We start from the raw sequence: 14,739 nt of genomic DNA, 5'->3' as shown, positions 1-14,739 counted from the left end.
AAGATCCTTTTCGTTATTGAACCATGTTTATTAGTTTAGTTGCAATTTGGTTAACGTACCTATGAATAGGCTTCGAATATGCTTCACCTGTCAAAAGCGGAACGCTTTTTGCCATACCTTGATATAACTCGCGAAATTGCCAACTTTATGGCGCTTGCGCAGCATTATCCAAACAAGGTGAAGTATTGGTATGCCACAACCTTTTTACGACCATCTAAAATCCTTACCCGGTACGATTACCGGCAAATCCACCTTAGATGGCATTCGCGGTGCTGGTAGAGGTAACTTAAGCGTACCTATTTTGTTGTTAATGCTACTCGGCATGATGACATTACCCTTGCCGGCATTTCTGTTAGATGCATTCTTCTCGTTTAATATCGCTCTCTCAATTGTGGTGCTACTGGTTGCTGTTTATAGCTTGCGCCCCCTTGATTTTGCTGTGTTTCCTACTATTTTGCTCATCGCCACGCTCTTGCGATTAGCCCTAAACGTGGCCTCTACACGGGTTGTGCTTTTAGAAGGGCATCAAGGGGGCGATGCTGCAGGCAAAGTTATTCAGGCCTTTGGTGAAGTGGTAATTGGTGGTAACTACGCTGTGGGTTTGGTTGTATTTATCATATTAATTATTATTAACTTTGTTGTGGTTACCAAAGGTGCGGGGCGTATTTCGGAAGTAAGCGCACGATTTACCTTGGATGCAATGCCCGGCAAACAAATGGCAATTGATGCCGATTTAAATGCAGGCATTATTGATCAAGATGAAGCCCGGACACGCCGAGAAGACGTGGCATCCGAAGCGGATTTTTACGGAGCGATGGATGGTGCCAGCAAATTTGTACGCGGTGACTCCGTCGCCGGTATTTTAATTCTAATAATTAATATTTGCGGCGGTTTGCTAGTAGGCATGGTGCAACATCAGCTTGAATTTAGTGACGCCTTAGAAAAATATGTTTTGCTAACGATTGGTGATGGTCTGGTAGCTCAAATTCCATCGCTTTTATTATCGGTAGCCGCAGCTATTATGGTTACGCGAGTAAACTCTTCAGAAGATATGAACCGTCAAGTTCTATCTCAAATGTTTGAGTCCCCTAAAGCATTGGCTGTTGCCGGCTGTATTATATTTATTATGGGTGCCATTCCTGGCATGCCTCATTTCCCCTTTATTACCCTTGCAATTATTTGCGGTATTTTGGCGTATTACATTCATTTTCGCTCCCAAGAAGCGGAAGTGGTGGAGGTCGGCAATGCGCGCGGCTTCACGCAGTCATCACCGAGTGGCCAAACGGGTGCGCAACCGTCTATGCCCGCTGGTAATATGCCAGCAATAGAAAACCAAAGCGCACGCCAAGGCAACCCGCCACCACAAAGTAGCGAGCCAACAGAAGTAAGTTGGGATGATGTAACGCCGGTAGATCTTGTGGGGTTAGAAGTGGGCTACCGTTTAATTCCTTTGGTGGACAAAGGGCAGGGCGGTGAATTATTGGGCCGTATCAAGGGTGTACGTAAAAAACTATCGCAAGATTTGGGCTTCCTAATACCTGCAGTGCATATTCGCGATAACTTAGACCTGCTACCCAGTGGCTACCGTATAACGCTTATGGGTGTGAGTATTGGTGAAGGCGAAGTATTCCCCGACAAATTTTTGGCGATAAACCCCGGGCAAGTGTTTGGTAGCTTGCAGGGTACCAAAACAAAAGACCCAGCATTTGGCTTAGAAGCAATTTGGATAGACGAGGCGCAGCGCGAGCAAGCGCAAACTCTAGGGTATACCGTTGTTGACCCGAGCACAGTGGTGGCCACGCACTTAAACCAAATAATACAAACGCACACACACGAATTATTGGGGCATGAAGAAGTACAAAAATGGTTGGATTTACTCGGTGAAAAATCGCCTAAATTGGTTGAAGAGCTAGTGCCAGAGACACTTTCAATCAATCAGCTCTTAAAAACGCTGCAAGGTTTACTGCGCGAGCAAGTCCCCATTCGCGACATGCGCACTATTGCCGAGGCGTTGGCAGCGCACGGCAATAAATCGATGGATACCACTGCTTTAACGTCAATTGCGCGCGTTTCACTTGCGCGACAAATTGTGCAAAACATTGTGGGGCAAGATCCAAACTTACCGGTTATTACTTTAGATCCGTCATTGGAACAGTTGTTGCTACAGTCTGTACAACAGGCACAAAAAGCTGGCGCTAGCGACGGAGCGTTTATCGAACCGCAGCTTGCAGAAAGGCTAAATAAGTCACTTGTTGAAACAGCGAAAAAGCAAGAAATGGCCGGCCGCCCAATAGTACTTCTAGTTGCGGCACCCATAAGGCCAATGATGGCTCAGTTTGTTCGTTACCACATAAGTGAAATGCACGTAATAGCGTACAACGAAGTGCCCGACAACAAACAAATTACCATAGAGGCAACCATAGGAGCCGATGTGGTAAACGGCGGAAAGCAGCGCTAACAGGGCTTAGCCCGTAAGTGAGGAGGTAAACAATGTTTAATGATCATCCACAGGGTAGAGGTAATGGCGGCGAGCCAGCCAAAACACAAATCAAACGGTTTGTGGCCCCGAGTATGGCCAGAGCATTGCAGTTGGTGCGCGATGAGATGGGCCCAGAAGCGGTTATTTTATCTAGCCAGCGTACCCCCAACGGCGTGGAGGTTATTACCTCTGTGGAGCCAGACTTACCAACACGCGGCATAGATGTAAGACGCGAGTTTGGTCAGAATTTTGACGCCGACTTAGATCACCCCATGGAAAGCGACAGCGCATGGCGTATGCAGGCTGGCATCGATCAGGCTGCCGCTTCCTTCAAAGCCAGTGCATCGGTAGATAGCCGACCAGCAGCCGGCAACAAGCGCGACCCCGAACAACTGGCCCACGAAATCGAACGCGCACGCGAACGTATGCTAGCGGCAAAACGCGAAGCGCGAGAAGCGCCGTCAGATCAATCTTTCCATAAGTTTGTTAAGCAACAAGCTCAACAGGCACCAGCGCAACAAAGCGCTCCGGCCCAAGAGCGGCCAACACCTAAAGAATATAACCGCTATAGCGACGAGCCTAGCCAGTTTAATAAGCCTTCCTCATATGCCGAGCCAAGTTTTGCAACGGCAATGAACCATCAGCAAAGCGCTCCACAAGAAACGCTGCGCTTAAACGAATTGCAAAGTGAATTGGCCGACATGCGTTTATTGCTGGAGCAGCAGTTGTGGCATATGAACGAAAACCAGCAGCGCACAAGCATGCCTAGTCAAATTAAATTGCCGGTTGGCTATTCGCTAGTGGGAGATCACTTAAAGCGCTTAGGCTTAAGCGAGAACCTCGTGCAAGAGCTGCTCTTAGAGCAAGATGGCACTACACGCCCTAGCGAAGCTTGGAAAGGCTGTTTGGCAAAATTATCGCGCCGTATTCCCGCATTAAAGGGCGATATGGTTAGCGGTGGTGGCGTATTTGCTTTTGTTGGCCCTACAGGGGTAGGTAAAACCACAACCATCGCTAAACTTGCCGCGCGATTTGTTCTAGAAAACGGCCCTGGCAAAGTGGCCATCATTACAACGGATACCTACCGCGTGGGTGCGCACGATCAATTACGCTCTTTAGGGCGCATCTTAGGCGTGCCTGTAAGGGCGTTAGATAAAGACCACAGCTTGCCAGTACTACTCGCTAGCCTTAAGCAGTTCCCACTAATACTTGTAGATACAGCAGGCTTTAGGCAGGGCGATGCATTGCTAAAAGAACAGCTTCGCCAGTTAGACACTTGCCCAACCATGCGCCGTATTTTAGTTATGGCATGCAACAGTCAATTGCAAACCCTTAAGGCTTCTGTACACGCATACGCTGGTATGCGAGGCGTAGATGCTTGCGTAATTACCAAGGTTGATGAATCCCTGAGCATGGGCGAAGCATTAAGTGTATTAGTGGAAAAATCTGTGCCAGTAGCCTATACAACAGATGGACAGGAAATTCCTAAAGACATAGCACCAGCCAGTGGGCACGCGCTTATCGCCAAGGCTGTAGCTTTAGCAAAACAGGCACAGGAAGTAGAAAAGCAGGGCAACGGTATGGCCGCGCTATAGTCAACTATACTCATAAAAACCCCGCTGAACCTTTAGCGCTAAACGTACTAGCGCCAAAGGGAGAAAGTCATTAAATAAGAGATGTAGTCGTATGAGTACAGTCCGGCCGGTAAAAGTTATAGCTGTCACGGGTGGTAAAGGTGGCGTCGGCAAAACCAATCTTTCGGTAAATCTCGCCATTGCGTTGGCGGAGCTACGCAGACGAGTGGTGCTAATGGATGCCGACCTGGGGTTGGCCAATGTGGATGTACTGCTAGGAGTACAGGCCAAATACACACTGGCAGATGTACTCGACGGCACCAAAACTTTACGCGAAGTGATGGTAAATGGCCCGGCGGGAATAAAAATTGTGCCTGCCTCTTCTGGCGTTCAGCAAATGGCTAGCCTAACCCACCAAGAGCACGCAGCGCTTATTCACGCTTTTAGCGATTTGGGTGATCAGTTAGACGTACTGTTAATAGATACCGCAGCGGGTATATCCGACACGGTTGTAAGTTTTGTACGCGCAGCACAAGAGGTGTTGGTAGTGGTGTGCGACGAACCATCGTCTATCACAGATGCTTACGCTCTAATGAAATTATTAAATATGGAACATGGCGTATACCGTTTTCGCGTAGTTGCCAATATGACGCGTTCCACGCAAGAAGGCATAAACCTATTTAATAAATTAAATGCCGTGTGTGAGCGATTTTTAGATGCTTCTTTGCAATATGTAGGCAGCGTGCCGTTTGACGAAAACCTGCGCAAAGCCGTGCAAAAAAGGCGGCCAATATTGGAGTTTGCGCCGCGTTCGAAGGCGGCTGCTGCAATTAGAGTACTTGCGCAAAAAGTAGATGAGTGGCCGGTGCAAACCAGCGCAAGAGGGCATTTGGAATTCTTTATAGAGCAGTTGCTAAGTGCGCAGGCTGCATCCGCCGGAGGTGGTTATTAGCGGTTGCTTAGTGCTAGAAGGGCGGTTGGTTACATGCCGCCAAGCTAAACTTTTATCCTATTACTCGCACCTATACAAAACATTAGAAACAAGTAATAAATTAAACCAACAAAACAAGTATCAAGCAAAATTAATCGGGGCTTTATGTGCCCGCATTCAAAGGGTAACCACGCAAACTTGGCAGCAAATTACATTACATGTTGCACGAGTGCGTCTCTGAATTATGGCAGTCTCAGTGGCAGAAAATTTGATGGTCTACGAAAAACCTAAGGAAGGAGACCAAGAAATAAAGGTAGAGGATTACGCCTATCTCGTGAAACGTATCGCCCATCATATGATGGCGCGCATGCCTTCGTGCGTTCAAATAGAAGATTTAATTCAAGCGGGCATGCTGGGGCTGCTAGAAGCAGCACAAAAATATGACGCCAGTAAAGGCGCAAGCTTCGAAACCTATTCTGGAATACGCATTCGCGGTGCCATTGTAGATGAAATGCGCCGCGGAGACTGGGCGCCTAGGTCTGTACATCGCAACAGTCGACGTGTAGCAGAGGCAATAGCCACAGTAGAGGCTCGCCATGGGCGCGATGCACGCGACCACGAAATAGCAGAAGAGATGGGTTTAAGCCTTGACGAGTACTACGCTATGGCGCGCGATAGTGCATCTACTCGCCTGTTTAGCTACGAAGAAACCTACGAAAACGATGAGTCGCGCTTTGACGAATACGAGCCTAGTGACGGTTTGCGCGGCCCCTCCGAACAAGTTCACCGTAATGCCCTCTACACCGATTTAGTGGCCGCCATTGGCAAATTGCCAGAGCGAGAGAGGCTTGTGCTATCGCTGTATTACGAACAGGAAATGAACCTAAAAGAAATTGGGCTAGTACTTGGTGTATCTGAATCTAGGGTAAGCCAAATCCACAGTCAGGCTGCTTTAAGGCTCAAATCCCGCATGCAAGATTGGCAATCGTACGAATGATGGCCAACTTTGCCCTAAACGTAAGGAATTTTTGGAATATCAAGGCTAAAAACTGGATGAACTCTATCTAACGTCTAGACTTGTAATCAGGGCTGTTAAAGGTGTAGAGCTTTTACATCAACGGATAACACGCCTAGTAAAACCTGCTCTGGTGAACTAGGTTTCCGAGCGACGAGACTATTGGAGGTTGCATTGGATAAAAACATGAAAATACTGATTGTTGATGATTTCTCGACGATGCGTCGGATCATTAAAAATCTGTTAAGAGATTTGGGGTTCACCAATACGCATGAGGCGGACGATGGCAGCACCGCATTGCCTATGCTTAAAAGTGGAGATTTCGATTTCTTAGTTACCGATTGGAACATGCCCGGTATGAGCGGCATCGAGCTGCTTAAAGAGATCCGTGCGGATGCCAAGCTGGGAACTATTCCCGTACTAATGGTTACGGCAGAAGCGAAGCGCGACCAAATTATCGAAGCCGCGCAAGCTGGTGTAAATGGCTATGTTGTTAAGCCCTTTACTGCTCAAGTGCTCAAAGAAAAAATAGACAAAATTTTTGAGCGCGTAGGCGGATAATTAAAAAAGGCAGTTACATGGAAACACAACGTGATCTGCATAAAAATGAGCAGTTTTTAACTGAGCTTGAAGATTGTGCGAAACAGCTAGTAGAGAACCTCCAAAACAATAATTTTGACGGTGCTTCGGAGCTTATTCACACCTTGGTAGAGGCGAGAGATCGTCATATTTTCCAGTCGGTGGGCCGATTAACTCGCGGCTTACATAATGCCATTGTCAATTTTAATGTCGATGCTGACTTCGATAATAATCCACCAGAAATTAACAACTCAGAAATACGCGATGCTTCAGATAGGCTTAACTACGTCATTAAAATGACTCAAGAAGCGGCCGATAAAACCATGGATAAGGTAGAGTCCATTGCCCCAATAGCAATGAACCTAGGGCAAGAGGCAACGCTTTTAAGGGCAGATTGGCAAAAATTAAAACGCCGTGAAATATCGAAAGAAGAGTTTAAAGTTTTATACGATCGTATGGGCACATTTCTCGACCAAATGGATATGGGCACGCAAGAACTGAACAAATCCCTGCAAGATATTATATTAGAGCAGGGCTATCAGGATCTTACCGGCCAAGTACTTAAAAAAGTGATTGGCTTGGTAACCGATGTTGAAAGTGAACTCGTGAATTTAATGCGTATTGCGGGCGAGGTAGAACATGTAACGGGTATGGCAGGTGGTGCCGATACGGCTGCCACTGGCAGCGGCGAAGCAAAAAATTCAAAAGGTGAAGGCCCGCAAATTCACGCAGAAACACGTGATGATGTGGTCTCGGGTCAAGATGATGTTGACGACCTTTTATCTAGCCTGGGCTTTTGAGGAGCATATGAATGTCATTCGGAGAAGATGAAGAGATTCTTCAGGACTTTCTAGTCGAAGCTGGAGAAATCCTGGAGCAGCTCTCCGAGCAGCTTGTAGACTTGGAGCAACGTCCAGACGATAAAGAGTTGCTTAACGCGATATTTCGCGGCTTTCACACCGTAAAAGGTGGTGCTGGCTTTTTACAACTAAATGCAATGGTAGATTGCTGTCACGCAACCGAAAACCTATTCGACATGCTTCGCAATGGTAAACGTGTAGTTAGCTCCGAGCTAATGGATGTTGTATTGCAAGCCCTAGATTTAGTTAACGAACAATTTGATGAAGTTAAAAACAGACAAGAAATAACGCCTGCTTCCCCCGAATTAATCGCGGCTTTAGAAGCGCTTATTAATGGCGAAACACCAGCTGGCGCGGCCGATGTCGCTGCACCCGAGCAGCCAGACGAAGTAGCGGTAGAACCTGCTACACAAGAGCCCGACAATGCAGGCGAGTTAGCTATTTCAGACGACGAATTTGAAGGCTTTCTCGACGCCATAAACGAAGACTCCAATTCCTCGGCTAATACAGCCCCAGCGCAACAAGCAGCCCCTAGTGAGCCTGCAATCAGAGGCTCCGATAGCGATGAAATAACCGAAGACGAATTTGAATCTTTATTGGATCAGTTACACGGTGCGGGCAAAGCGCCTAAAATCGAAGCTCCTGAACCAACGAGTAGTGCTGCAGCGAGTTCTAGCACTGATGAAATTTCAGAAGACGAATTCGACAATTTATTAGATCAGCTACACGGCCTAGGTAAAGGGCCCGGCACAGGCGGAGCTGCACCAGCGCCTACCGATGGCGGCAGTGCCAACAACGACCTTATTACTGACGATGAATTTGAAGATCTTCTCGATCAGCTGCATGGTCAGGGTAATGGCCCCATTAAAGCGGCTAAGCCTGCTTCTAGCGCGCCTAAACCTGCTGCAGCGCCAGCTAAACCCGCAGCACCAGAGCCAGTTGCAAAACCTTCAGTCGCTGCTGCGACACCAAGCAAAGAGCCTACAGCGCCTAGCCCTGTAAAGCCCACTGCACCAGTTGCAGCGCCTAAACCGCGAGAAGCGGCACCCGGTGGGAACAGTGCTGCAGCGGGCGAAACGACCGTTCGTGTAGATACCCAGCGCCTAGACGACATTATGAACATGGTGGGTGAGTTGGTGTTGGTACGTAACAGACTCGTGCGCCTAGGTATCGATTCCGCCGATGAAGTAATGCAAAAAGCGGTAGGTAATTTAGACGTGGTTACTGCCGATTTGCAAACAGCAGTAATGAAAACTCGCATGCAGCCAATCAAAAAAGTATTTGGCCGCTTTCCACGCGTTGTTCGCGATTTAGCGCGTAACCTGAAAAAAGAAATAAACCTCGAGCTACAAGGTGAAGAAACCGATTTAGATAAAAACCTCGTAGAAGCGTTAGCAGATCCACTGGTTCACTTGGTTAGAAATTCAGTGGACCACGGGATAGAACTGCCTGGTGCGCGCGAAGAAAAAGGCAAGCCTAGAGTAGGTAAAGTAATTTTGGCTGCCGAGCAAGAGGGCGACCATATTCTATTGTCCATTACCGACGATGGCGCTGGCATGGACCCTAACGGCTTGCGCGATAAAGCGGTAGAAAAGGGCATTCTAGAGCCCGATGCCGCCGCGCGTTTATCCGATACAGAAGCGTTTAACCTTATTTTTGCTCCTGGCTTTTCAACTAAAACAGAAATTTCTGATGTGTCTGGCCGCGGCGTAGGCATGGATGTTGTAAAAACCAAAATCACTCAGTTAAACGGCTCTATAGAAATCAAATCTAAAATTGGTGAAGGTACGCGCTTTATTATTAAAGTGCCGTTAACTCTCGCCATTATGCCAACGTTAATGATTATGGTAGGCAAGCAAGCATTTGCCTTGCCACTTGTAAGTGTGAACGAAATATTCCATATGGATTTATCAAGAACACACGTTGTAGACGGTCAGCAGTGCGTGACAATTCGCGATCATGCTGTGCCTATTTTTGAACTAAAAAAATGGCTGGTGCGCGATCACAGCATTTATAAAAACGATCCAGAAAGCGACTCGAAAGAGGGGCACGTTGTAATTGTATCAGTTGGTACACAGCGGGTAGGTTTCATTGTGGATCAGCTTATAGGCCAAGAAGAAGTGGTTATTAAACCATTAGGTAAAATGCTTCAAGGCACACCTGGCATGGCCGGCGCCACCATTACAGGCGATGGCACCATCGCATTAATTCTAGATGTTCCTAGTTTGTTAAAACGCTATGCTGGTTCGCGTTAAGCGCCAGCTTCTCTTTTTTGTAAGCAGTGGGAGCTATAGTGGCTTATAAAGTTCTGGTTGTAGACGATTCACAATTTTTTCAGGTGAGATTAAAGCAAATAATTAATGAGCATCCTGATTTAGAAGTTGTTGGCATCGCAGCTAATGGCCAAGAAGCTATTGACCTAGAAGAGTCATTGCGCCCCGATATCATATCTATGGATTATGAAATGCCACATCTTGATGGTATTTCTGCTGTGCGCTCGATCTTGTCCAAGCGGCCTATACCCATCGTTATGTTTTCATCTATGACATACGAAGGGGCCACAATTACGTTAGAAGCTTTAGATGCTGGGGCAGTGGATTTTATTCCTAAAAACTTCGCTGAAGTATCCCGCGATTCAGTCGTTTTAAAAAAGCGCTTGCACGAAAAGCTATTGTTGTTTGCACAAAAAGCTAAGCCGAGTGTGGCGGCACGCAGTACAACCCAGCCAAGCGGGGTTAGGCCCTCTGCCTTAGGTGCAAATCTGTCTTCCAGTCGCTCACCCAGGCCGGCTAGTAGTGCACCCAGTGCCCCTAAAAAGCGAATAAAAGGCTTAGTTAAATTAGTAGCAATTGGCGCGTCTACCGGTGGGCCTGTTGCCGTTTCAGAAATAATCACTCGTTTGCCAGCCAACTTTCCCGTGCCAGTCATTGTGGCGCAACACATGCCAGAAAACTTTACCAAAGCATTCTCAGAGCGCCTTAATCGGCAGTCGGCTGTAGAGGTAAGAGAAGCGCAAGATGGCGATTTACTTAAGTCCGGTGTGGTATATGTGGCGCCTGGCGGCAACCAATTAATGGTCGATAAAACTGGTCGCTCCATACGTATTCTTGATGGCGATGCGCGCTTAACCTACAAGCCTTCGGTCGATGTGTTGTTTGCGTCTGCTGCAAGTGCCATGGGCGATAAAGTGTTGGCAATAGTATTAACGGGGATGGGCGCAGATGGATGCGATGGCGCTAAGTTATTAAAACAAAAAGGCGCAACCATATGGGGCCAGGATAAAGACTCCTGTGTTGTATATGGTATGCCAGCGGCTGTAGCCAAGGCTGGACTAACAGATGAAGTTTTACCGTTAGATCAAGTGTGGCAACGGCTGGTTTCGGATGTTTAGTCTCGGGAGCAGGGTGTGGATATTCTCAGCGTAGTAGGTGTAATAATTGGCTTTGCCGCGCTGTTAGGCGGAAACTTCCTAGAAGGAGGCAATTGGACATCCCTAGTCAATGGGCCGGCGGCCCTTGTTGTAGTGGGTGGTACTTTAGGGGCGGCTATTTTGCAAACCCCTTATAGCGGTATAAAGCGCTCCCTTACACTATTCAAATGGATCTTTAAGCCCCCGCGCTTACATTTTAAGTCGGGCATTAAACAAGTTGTAAGCTGGGCCATGGCTGCCCGTAAAGAAGGCTTACTTGGCTTGGAAAATATTGCCGAAAAAGAAAAAGATAGCTTCGCCAAAAAAGGTTTACAACTGTTGGTTGATGGTAGCGAAACAGATGTTATCCGCCACGTAATGGAAACCGATTTAATTGTAGCCGAGCAGCGCGATCACGATGCCGTACAGTTTTACGAAAGCATGGGCGGCTACGCACCCACCATTGGTATTATTGGTGCAGTAATGGGGCTTATTCATGTTATGCAAAATCTTGCAGACCCGGCCGAACTCGGCCCCGGCATAGCTATAGCATTTGTTGCCACAATTTACGGGGTGGCATTTGCCAACTTATTTTTATTGCCCGTCGCCAATAAACTAAAAGCCTGTATCAAACAGCAATCGCAATTCAGAGAATTACTTGTAGAGGGCATAATCGCCATAGCAGACGGTGAAAACCCAAAAGTAATTGAAATGAAATTAAGCGGTTACCTGCACTAGCGGGGCGTTTAATTATGATCCGAAGGCAGCCAATAGAAACAAAAATTAATCACGAACGTTGGTTAGTCTCCTACGCCGATTTTATTACGCTGCTATTTGCTTTTTTTGTGGTTATGTATTCAGTTTCGCAGGTTAACGAAACCAAATATCGCACCTTATCTGAAACCTTGGGTAACGCGTTTTCTAGTAGCGCCAAAAAAACAAATAAAAACCGTTCGCCCGACACTACCGAAGCAGAAGTGGCGCCCCTTAAGCAAATAGAACAGCAGCTGGAACAGGCTTTAAGCGGTGTGCTAGCTACCGGTGAGGTAACGTTAAATGGCAATCAAAACTGGGTGGAAATTGTAATAGATGCAAATTCATTCTTTTCGTCTGGGCAGGCCACTCCAAGTGATGAGGCGCGCACTGTCTTAAACAAGGTTGCCGATATTATCTCCCCCTTTGATAACGCTGTAGCAGTGGGTGGCCATACCGACGACACGCCAATAAACAATGCCCAATTCAAAAATAACTGGGAGCTATCTTCCGCCCGAGCAGTGACGGTGGTGAATCTATTGGCCTTTGCAGGTGTTAGCCCCGAGAGAATGTCTGCTGTAGGTTACGGGGAATACCGACCTATCGCCGATAACCAAACACCCGAGGGGCGCAGTGCCAATAGGCGTGTTGTGTTACGTGTAGCCCGCGATAGGGCCGATATTCCTAAAGTGATTGCGCCCAATGCAATTCCCCAAAGCGAAACGCCTGCAACGCCAGCCAACCCAGAGCCAGTAGTTAACCCCGGCCCAGCTGAAGAGCAACCAGAAACAGTCGAACCAGTAAGATTAAAAAACGGTGGCTTACTGTTTACAAGCGACCCCGATAGAGCGCGAAACAATCGATAGGGTCGCGCTAGTATTTCAATTGATTATTGTCTCTTAAATCAAACACTCATTATGCTTTAAACGCTGTTCCCTAAATGTAGGGATGTTGGTTTCGCGGTATTGTTACTTCCAATAGGGCATGCTTCTTGCGTTGTGGTTAATAGTATCAATGTGCGTAAAGTTTTTGACGCTTAGGGCGATATAGTAAGAACTATGAGGCTAATTGTTTGATTGTTTGGACTGTTTCCAACCAAAAGGGTGGGGTAGGCAAAACCACCACCAGCGTTGCGCTTGCAGGTTTGGCTGCCGAAGCGGGTAAGCGGGTATTACTTATCGATTTAGACCCGCATGGCTCGCTTACAAGCTACTTTCGTCTCGACCCTGATATGCAGTTATCCAGCGTCTTTACTTTGTTTCAGGAGCGCACAGCGCTAACAGAGTCGCTCATAGAGAAAGTAACGGTGCGAACACCATACGCAGGTATATCGTTACTGCCCGCAGCCACCGCTTTGGCAACGCTCGAGCGTCAAGCAATAGGCGATGGTATGGGGTTGGTTATATCGCGCACTCTGGCCAAGGTTACCGACCAATACGATCTGGCCATAATCGACTGCCCCCCGCAGCTTGGTGTGCTTATGGTTAATGCACTTGCGGCCTGTAGTCGTTTACTTATTCCTGTACAAACCGAGTTTTTAGCCATTAAAGGGCTAGAGCGTATATTGCACACCCTAGAAATGCTGGCTAAATCGCGTAAAAAGCCGCTAAATCACATCATATTACCCACTATGTACGACCGGCGAACACAAGCATCTGTTTCTAGCTTACGTACCATTCGCAACGATTATGGCGAATGTGTATGGGCCGGCAAAATACCCGTTGATACAAAGTTGCGAGATGCGAGCAGGGCGGGTGTACCACCGCACTTATTCGACCCCAATGGCCGCGCCGTAGAGGCTTACCGGTCACTCTATAAGTTTGTACTGGCCAGTTATGAAAAAGAGCATATCGCGATGGAGGCAGGTGAATGAGCACGCCATCGTCCAAAGATTCTGACTTTTTTTTGGCAAGCTATTTCGATGAGCTTCTAACTGACCCAGTACCGGCTCAGAAGCCCGCCGAAGAAGAAAAAACTACTGCAAAGCCAGTTGCGCCTAAGGCGAACCAAACGCCAGAAAAAATCGCAGAAGCAAATGTAATTAAAGCACCGGAAAAAAAAACACCTAAAAATGCCAGCTTAGCCCGCACCGAGCCAGAAGCATTACCCGAGCTACACCAGCCGATACAAAAGCCTGCTGCAGCGTCGTCCATTCCCGCGCCAAGTAACACTGTCACGCCAGCCTCAGAGGAGGAGCCTGCGCCGCAGTTACAGCCGGAAGCCAAATCAGAGCTGCAGCAAAGACAAGCTTATTTAGAAGAAACGCAAAAGCAGAAATTGCAGGCGTTACTTAATCAGGGAATACAGCTACAGGCGCCTGTTAAAACCAAGCCACAAACAGCGCAAGTGGTAATAGAGAAGGTTGCGCAAAAAGTTGAACAAAAGGTACGGGTTGAGCAAAAAGTACAGGTTGAGCAGAAGATACAGGTTGAGCAGAAAGTACAAGAAGTACATGTTGAAGTAAAAGCGCCGGTGCAAGAAATAACCACAGTGGAGCAGCAAACAGCGGCGCAAACGGGTTATTCCTTGGGAGTGAACGACCTGCTCGAATGGCACGAAAATGGCCGTCCGATGTGGGCGCAAGAGCGCTTTGATGTGCTGTTATTCGAGGTGAGCGGCTTAACACTAGCGGTGCCGTTGGTGGCCTTGGGTCAAATTCAGCCACTTAACGAAAATCTAACCCCTTTATTTGGCCAATCTAACTGGTTTATGGGCTTGCTTAACTCAGCCCACGGAAAAATTAAAACTATTAACACGGCGTTATTTGTAATGCCCGAAAAATACAACGAAACCTTCTTAGAAACGGCCAAATACGTTATATCAATTGATGGCGTAAGTTGGGGGCTAGCGGTAGATAAGGTGAATCAACCAGTAACCTTAAACCCCAGTGAAGTGAAATGGCGGGGGGAGCGCACCAAGCGCCCTTGGCTAGCGGGCACCGTAAAGTCTGCAATGTGTGCATTAATAGATATTCCGCAGATGGCGAAACTACTGCACGATTCCGACAAAAATGCCCAAAAGCGCTAGCTTAAGTGGCTTAATTTAACGGTTTTTAACTCCGTAACACATAAAAAAGTTTTCTTTGCTGGCATAAATACTGCCCTAAACTATATTAAAAAGAGAAAGACTACGTATTCTT

12 protein-coding genes are annotated in these 14,739 nt (G+C 47.4%); all 12 read left to right on the top strand.

Annotated features, from left to right (window positions below; translation table 11 throughout):
* The first annotated feature begins 190 nt into the window (after positions 1-190).
* The 12 genes from flhA (at position 191) to SDE_RS11300 (ending at position 14,627) form a co-directional block, all read left to right on the top strand.
* The gene (gene flhA / locus SDE_RS11360; RefSeq protein WP_011468645.1) at positions 191-2,458 is read left to right on the top strand and encodes a flagellar biosynthesis protein FlhA; all 2,268 of its coding nucleotides are present in this window, start codon (positions 191-193) and stop codon (positions 2,456-2,458) included.
* Between the two features lie 32 nt (positions 2,459-2,490).
* A complete protein-coding gene (gene flhF, locus SDE_RS11355; protein ID WP_011468644.1) occupies positions 2,491-4,074 on the top strand; it encodes a flagellar biosynthesis protein FlhF in 1,584 nt (527 codons plus the stop codon).
* A gap of 91 nt (positions 4,075-4,165) precedes the next feature.
* A complete protein-coding gene (locus SDE_RS11350; protein WP_011468643.1) occupies positions 4,166-5,005 on the top strand; it encodes a MinD/ParA family protein in 840 nt (279 codons plus the stop codon).
* Positions 5,006-5,228: 223 nt separating this feature from the next.
* Positions 5,229-5,981, top strand: coding sequence for an RNA polymerase sigma factor FliA (locus SDE_RS11340; protein ID WP_011468642.1), 753 nt, complete (start codon positions 5,229-5,231; stop codon positions 5,979-5,981).
* A gap of 192 nt (positions 5,982-6,173) precedes the next feature.
* Entirely contained in the window at positions 6,174-6,560 is a 387-nt protein-coding gene (gene cheY / locus SDE_RS11335) for a chemotaxis response regulator CheY (RefSeq protein ID WP_011468641.1), read from the top strand.
* Between the two features lie 17 nt (positions 6,561-6,577).
* Positions 6,578-7,378 carry a protein phosphatase CheZ gene (locus SDE_RS11330; RefSeq protein ID WP_011468640.1) on the top strand — a complete coding sequence of 267 codons (801 nt, stop codon included), beginning with the start codon at positions 6,578-6,580 and terminating at the stop codon, positions 7,376-7,378.
* An 11-nt stretch (positions 7,379-7,389) separates the two neighbouring features.
* Positions 7,390-9,693, top strand: a complete 2,304-nt coding sequence (locus SDE_RS11325; RefSeq protein WP_011468639.1) for a chemotaxis protein CheA — start codon at positions 7,390-7,392, stop codon at positions 9,691-9,693.
* A gap of 38 nt (positions 9,694-9,731) precedes the next feature.
* On the top strand, positions 9,732-10,829 hold the full coding sequence (locus tag SDE_RS11320) for a protein-glutamate methylesterase/protein-glutamine glutaminase (RefSeq protein ID WP_011468638.1): 1,098 nt from the start codon (positions 9,732-9,734) through the stop codon (positions 10,827-10,829).
* A gap of 15 nt (positions 10,830-10,844) precedes the next feature.
* Complete coding sequence (locus SDE_RS11315) at positions 10,845-11,585, top strand: flagellar motor protein (RefSeq protein ID WP_011468637.1); 741 nt, start codon at positions 10,845-10,847, stop codon at positions 11,583-11,585.
* Positions 11,586-11,599: 14 nt separating this feature from the next.
* Positions 11,600-12,466, top strand: coding sequence for a flagellar motor protein MotB (locus SDE_RS11310; RefSeq protein WP_011468636.1), 867 nt, complete (start codon positions 11,600-11,602; stop codon positions 12,464-12,466).
* A gap of 206 nt (positions 12,467-12,672) precedes the next feature.
* The gene (locus tag SDE_RS11305) at positions 12,673-13,473 is read left to right on the top strand and encodes a ParA family protein (RefSeq protein ID WP_011468635.1); all 801 of its coding nucleotides are present in this window, start codon (positions 12,673-12,675) and stop codon (positions 13,471-13,473) included.
* On the top strand, positions 13,470-14,627 hold the full coding sequence (locus tag SDE_RS11300) for a chemotaxis protein CheW (protein ID WP_011468634.1): 1,158 nt from the start codon (positions 13,470-13,472) through the stop codon (positions 14,625-14,627). Before SDE_RS11305 ends, SDE_RS11300 begins: the two co-directional genes overlap by 4 nt.
* Positions 14,628-14,739: the final 112 nt, after the last annotated feature.

Origin of the sequence: Saccharophagus degradans 2-40 (assembly GCF_000013665.1) — a bacterium.
GTDB classification, from domain to species: domain Bacteria; phylum Pseudomonadota; class Gammaproteobacteria; order Pseudomonadales; family Cellvibrionaceae; genus Saccharophagus; species Saccharophagus degradans.
Note: the sequence above shows the minus strand (reverse complement) of the source record. Positions and strands in the feature narration are given on the sequence as shown.

Coding starts and splice junctions, on each gene's coding strand:
- SDE_RS11310 (WP_011468636.1), top strand. CDS start 11,600: ATGATCCGAAGGCAGCCAATAGAAACAAAAATTAATCACGAACGTTGG.
- SDE_RS11300 (WP_011468634.1), top strand. CDS start 13,470: ATGAGCACGCCATCGTCCAAAGATTCTGACTTTTTTTTGGCAAGCTAT.
- flhF (WP_011468644.1), top strand. CDS start 2,491: ATGTTTAATGATCATCCACAGGGTAGAGGTAATGGCGGCGAGCCAGCC.
- SDE_RS11350 (WP_011468643.1), top strand. CDS start 4,166: ATGAGTACAGTCCGGCCGGTAAAAGTTATAGCTGTCACGGGTGGTAAA.
- SDE_RS11330 (WP_011468640.1), top strand. CDS start 6,578: ATGGAAACACAACGTGATCTGCATAAAAATGAGCAGTTTTTAACTGAG.
- flhA (WP_011468645.1), top strand. CDS start 191: ATGCCACAACCTTTTTACGACCATCTAAAATCCTTACCCGGTACGATT.
- SDE_RS11325 (WP_011468639.1), top strand. CDS start 7,390: ATGTCATTCGGAGAAGATGAAGAGATTCTTCAGGACTTTCTAGTCGAA.
- SDE_RS11340 (WP_011468642.1), top strand. CDS start 5,229: ATGGCAGTCTCAGTGGCAGAAAATTTGATGGTCTACGAAAAACCTAAG.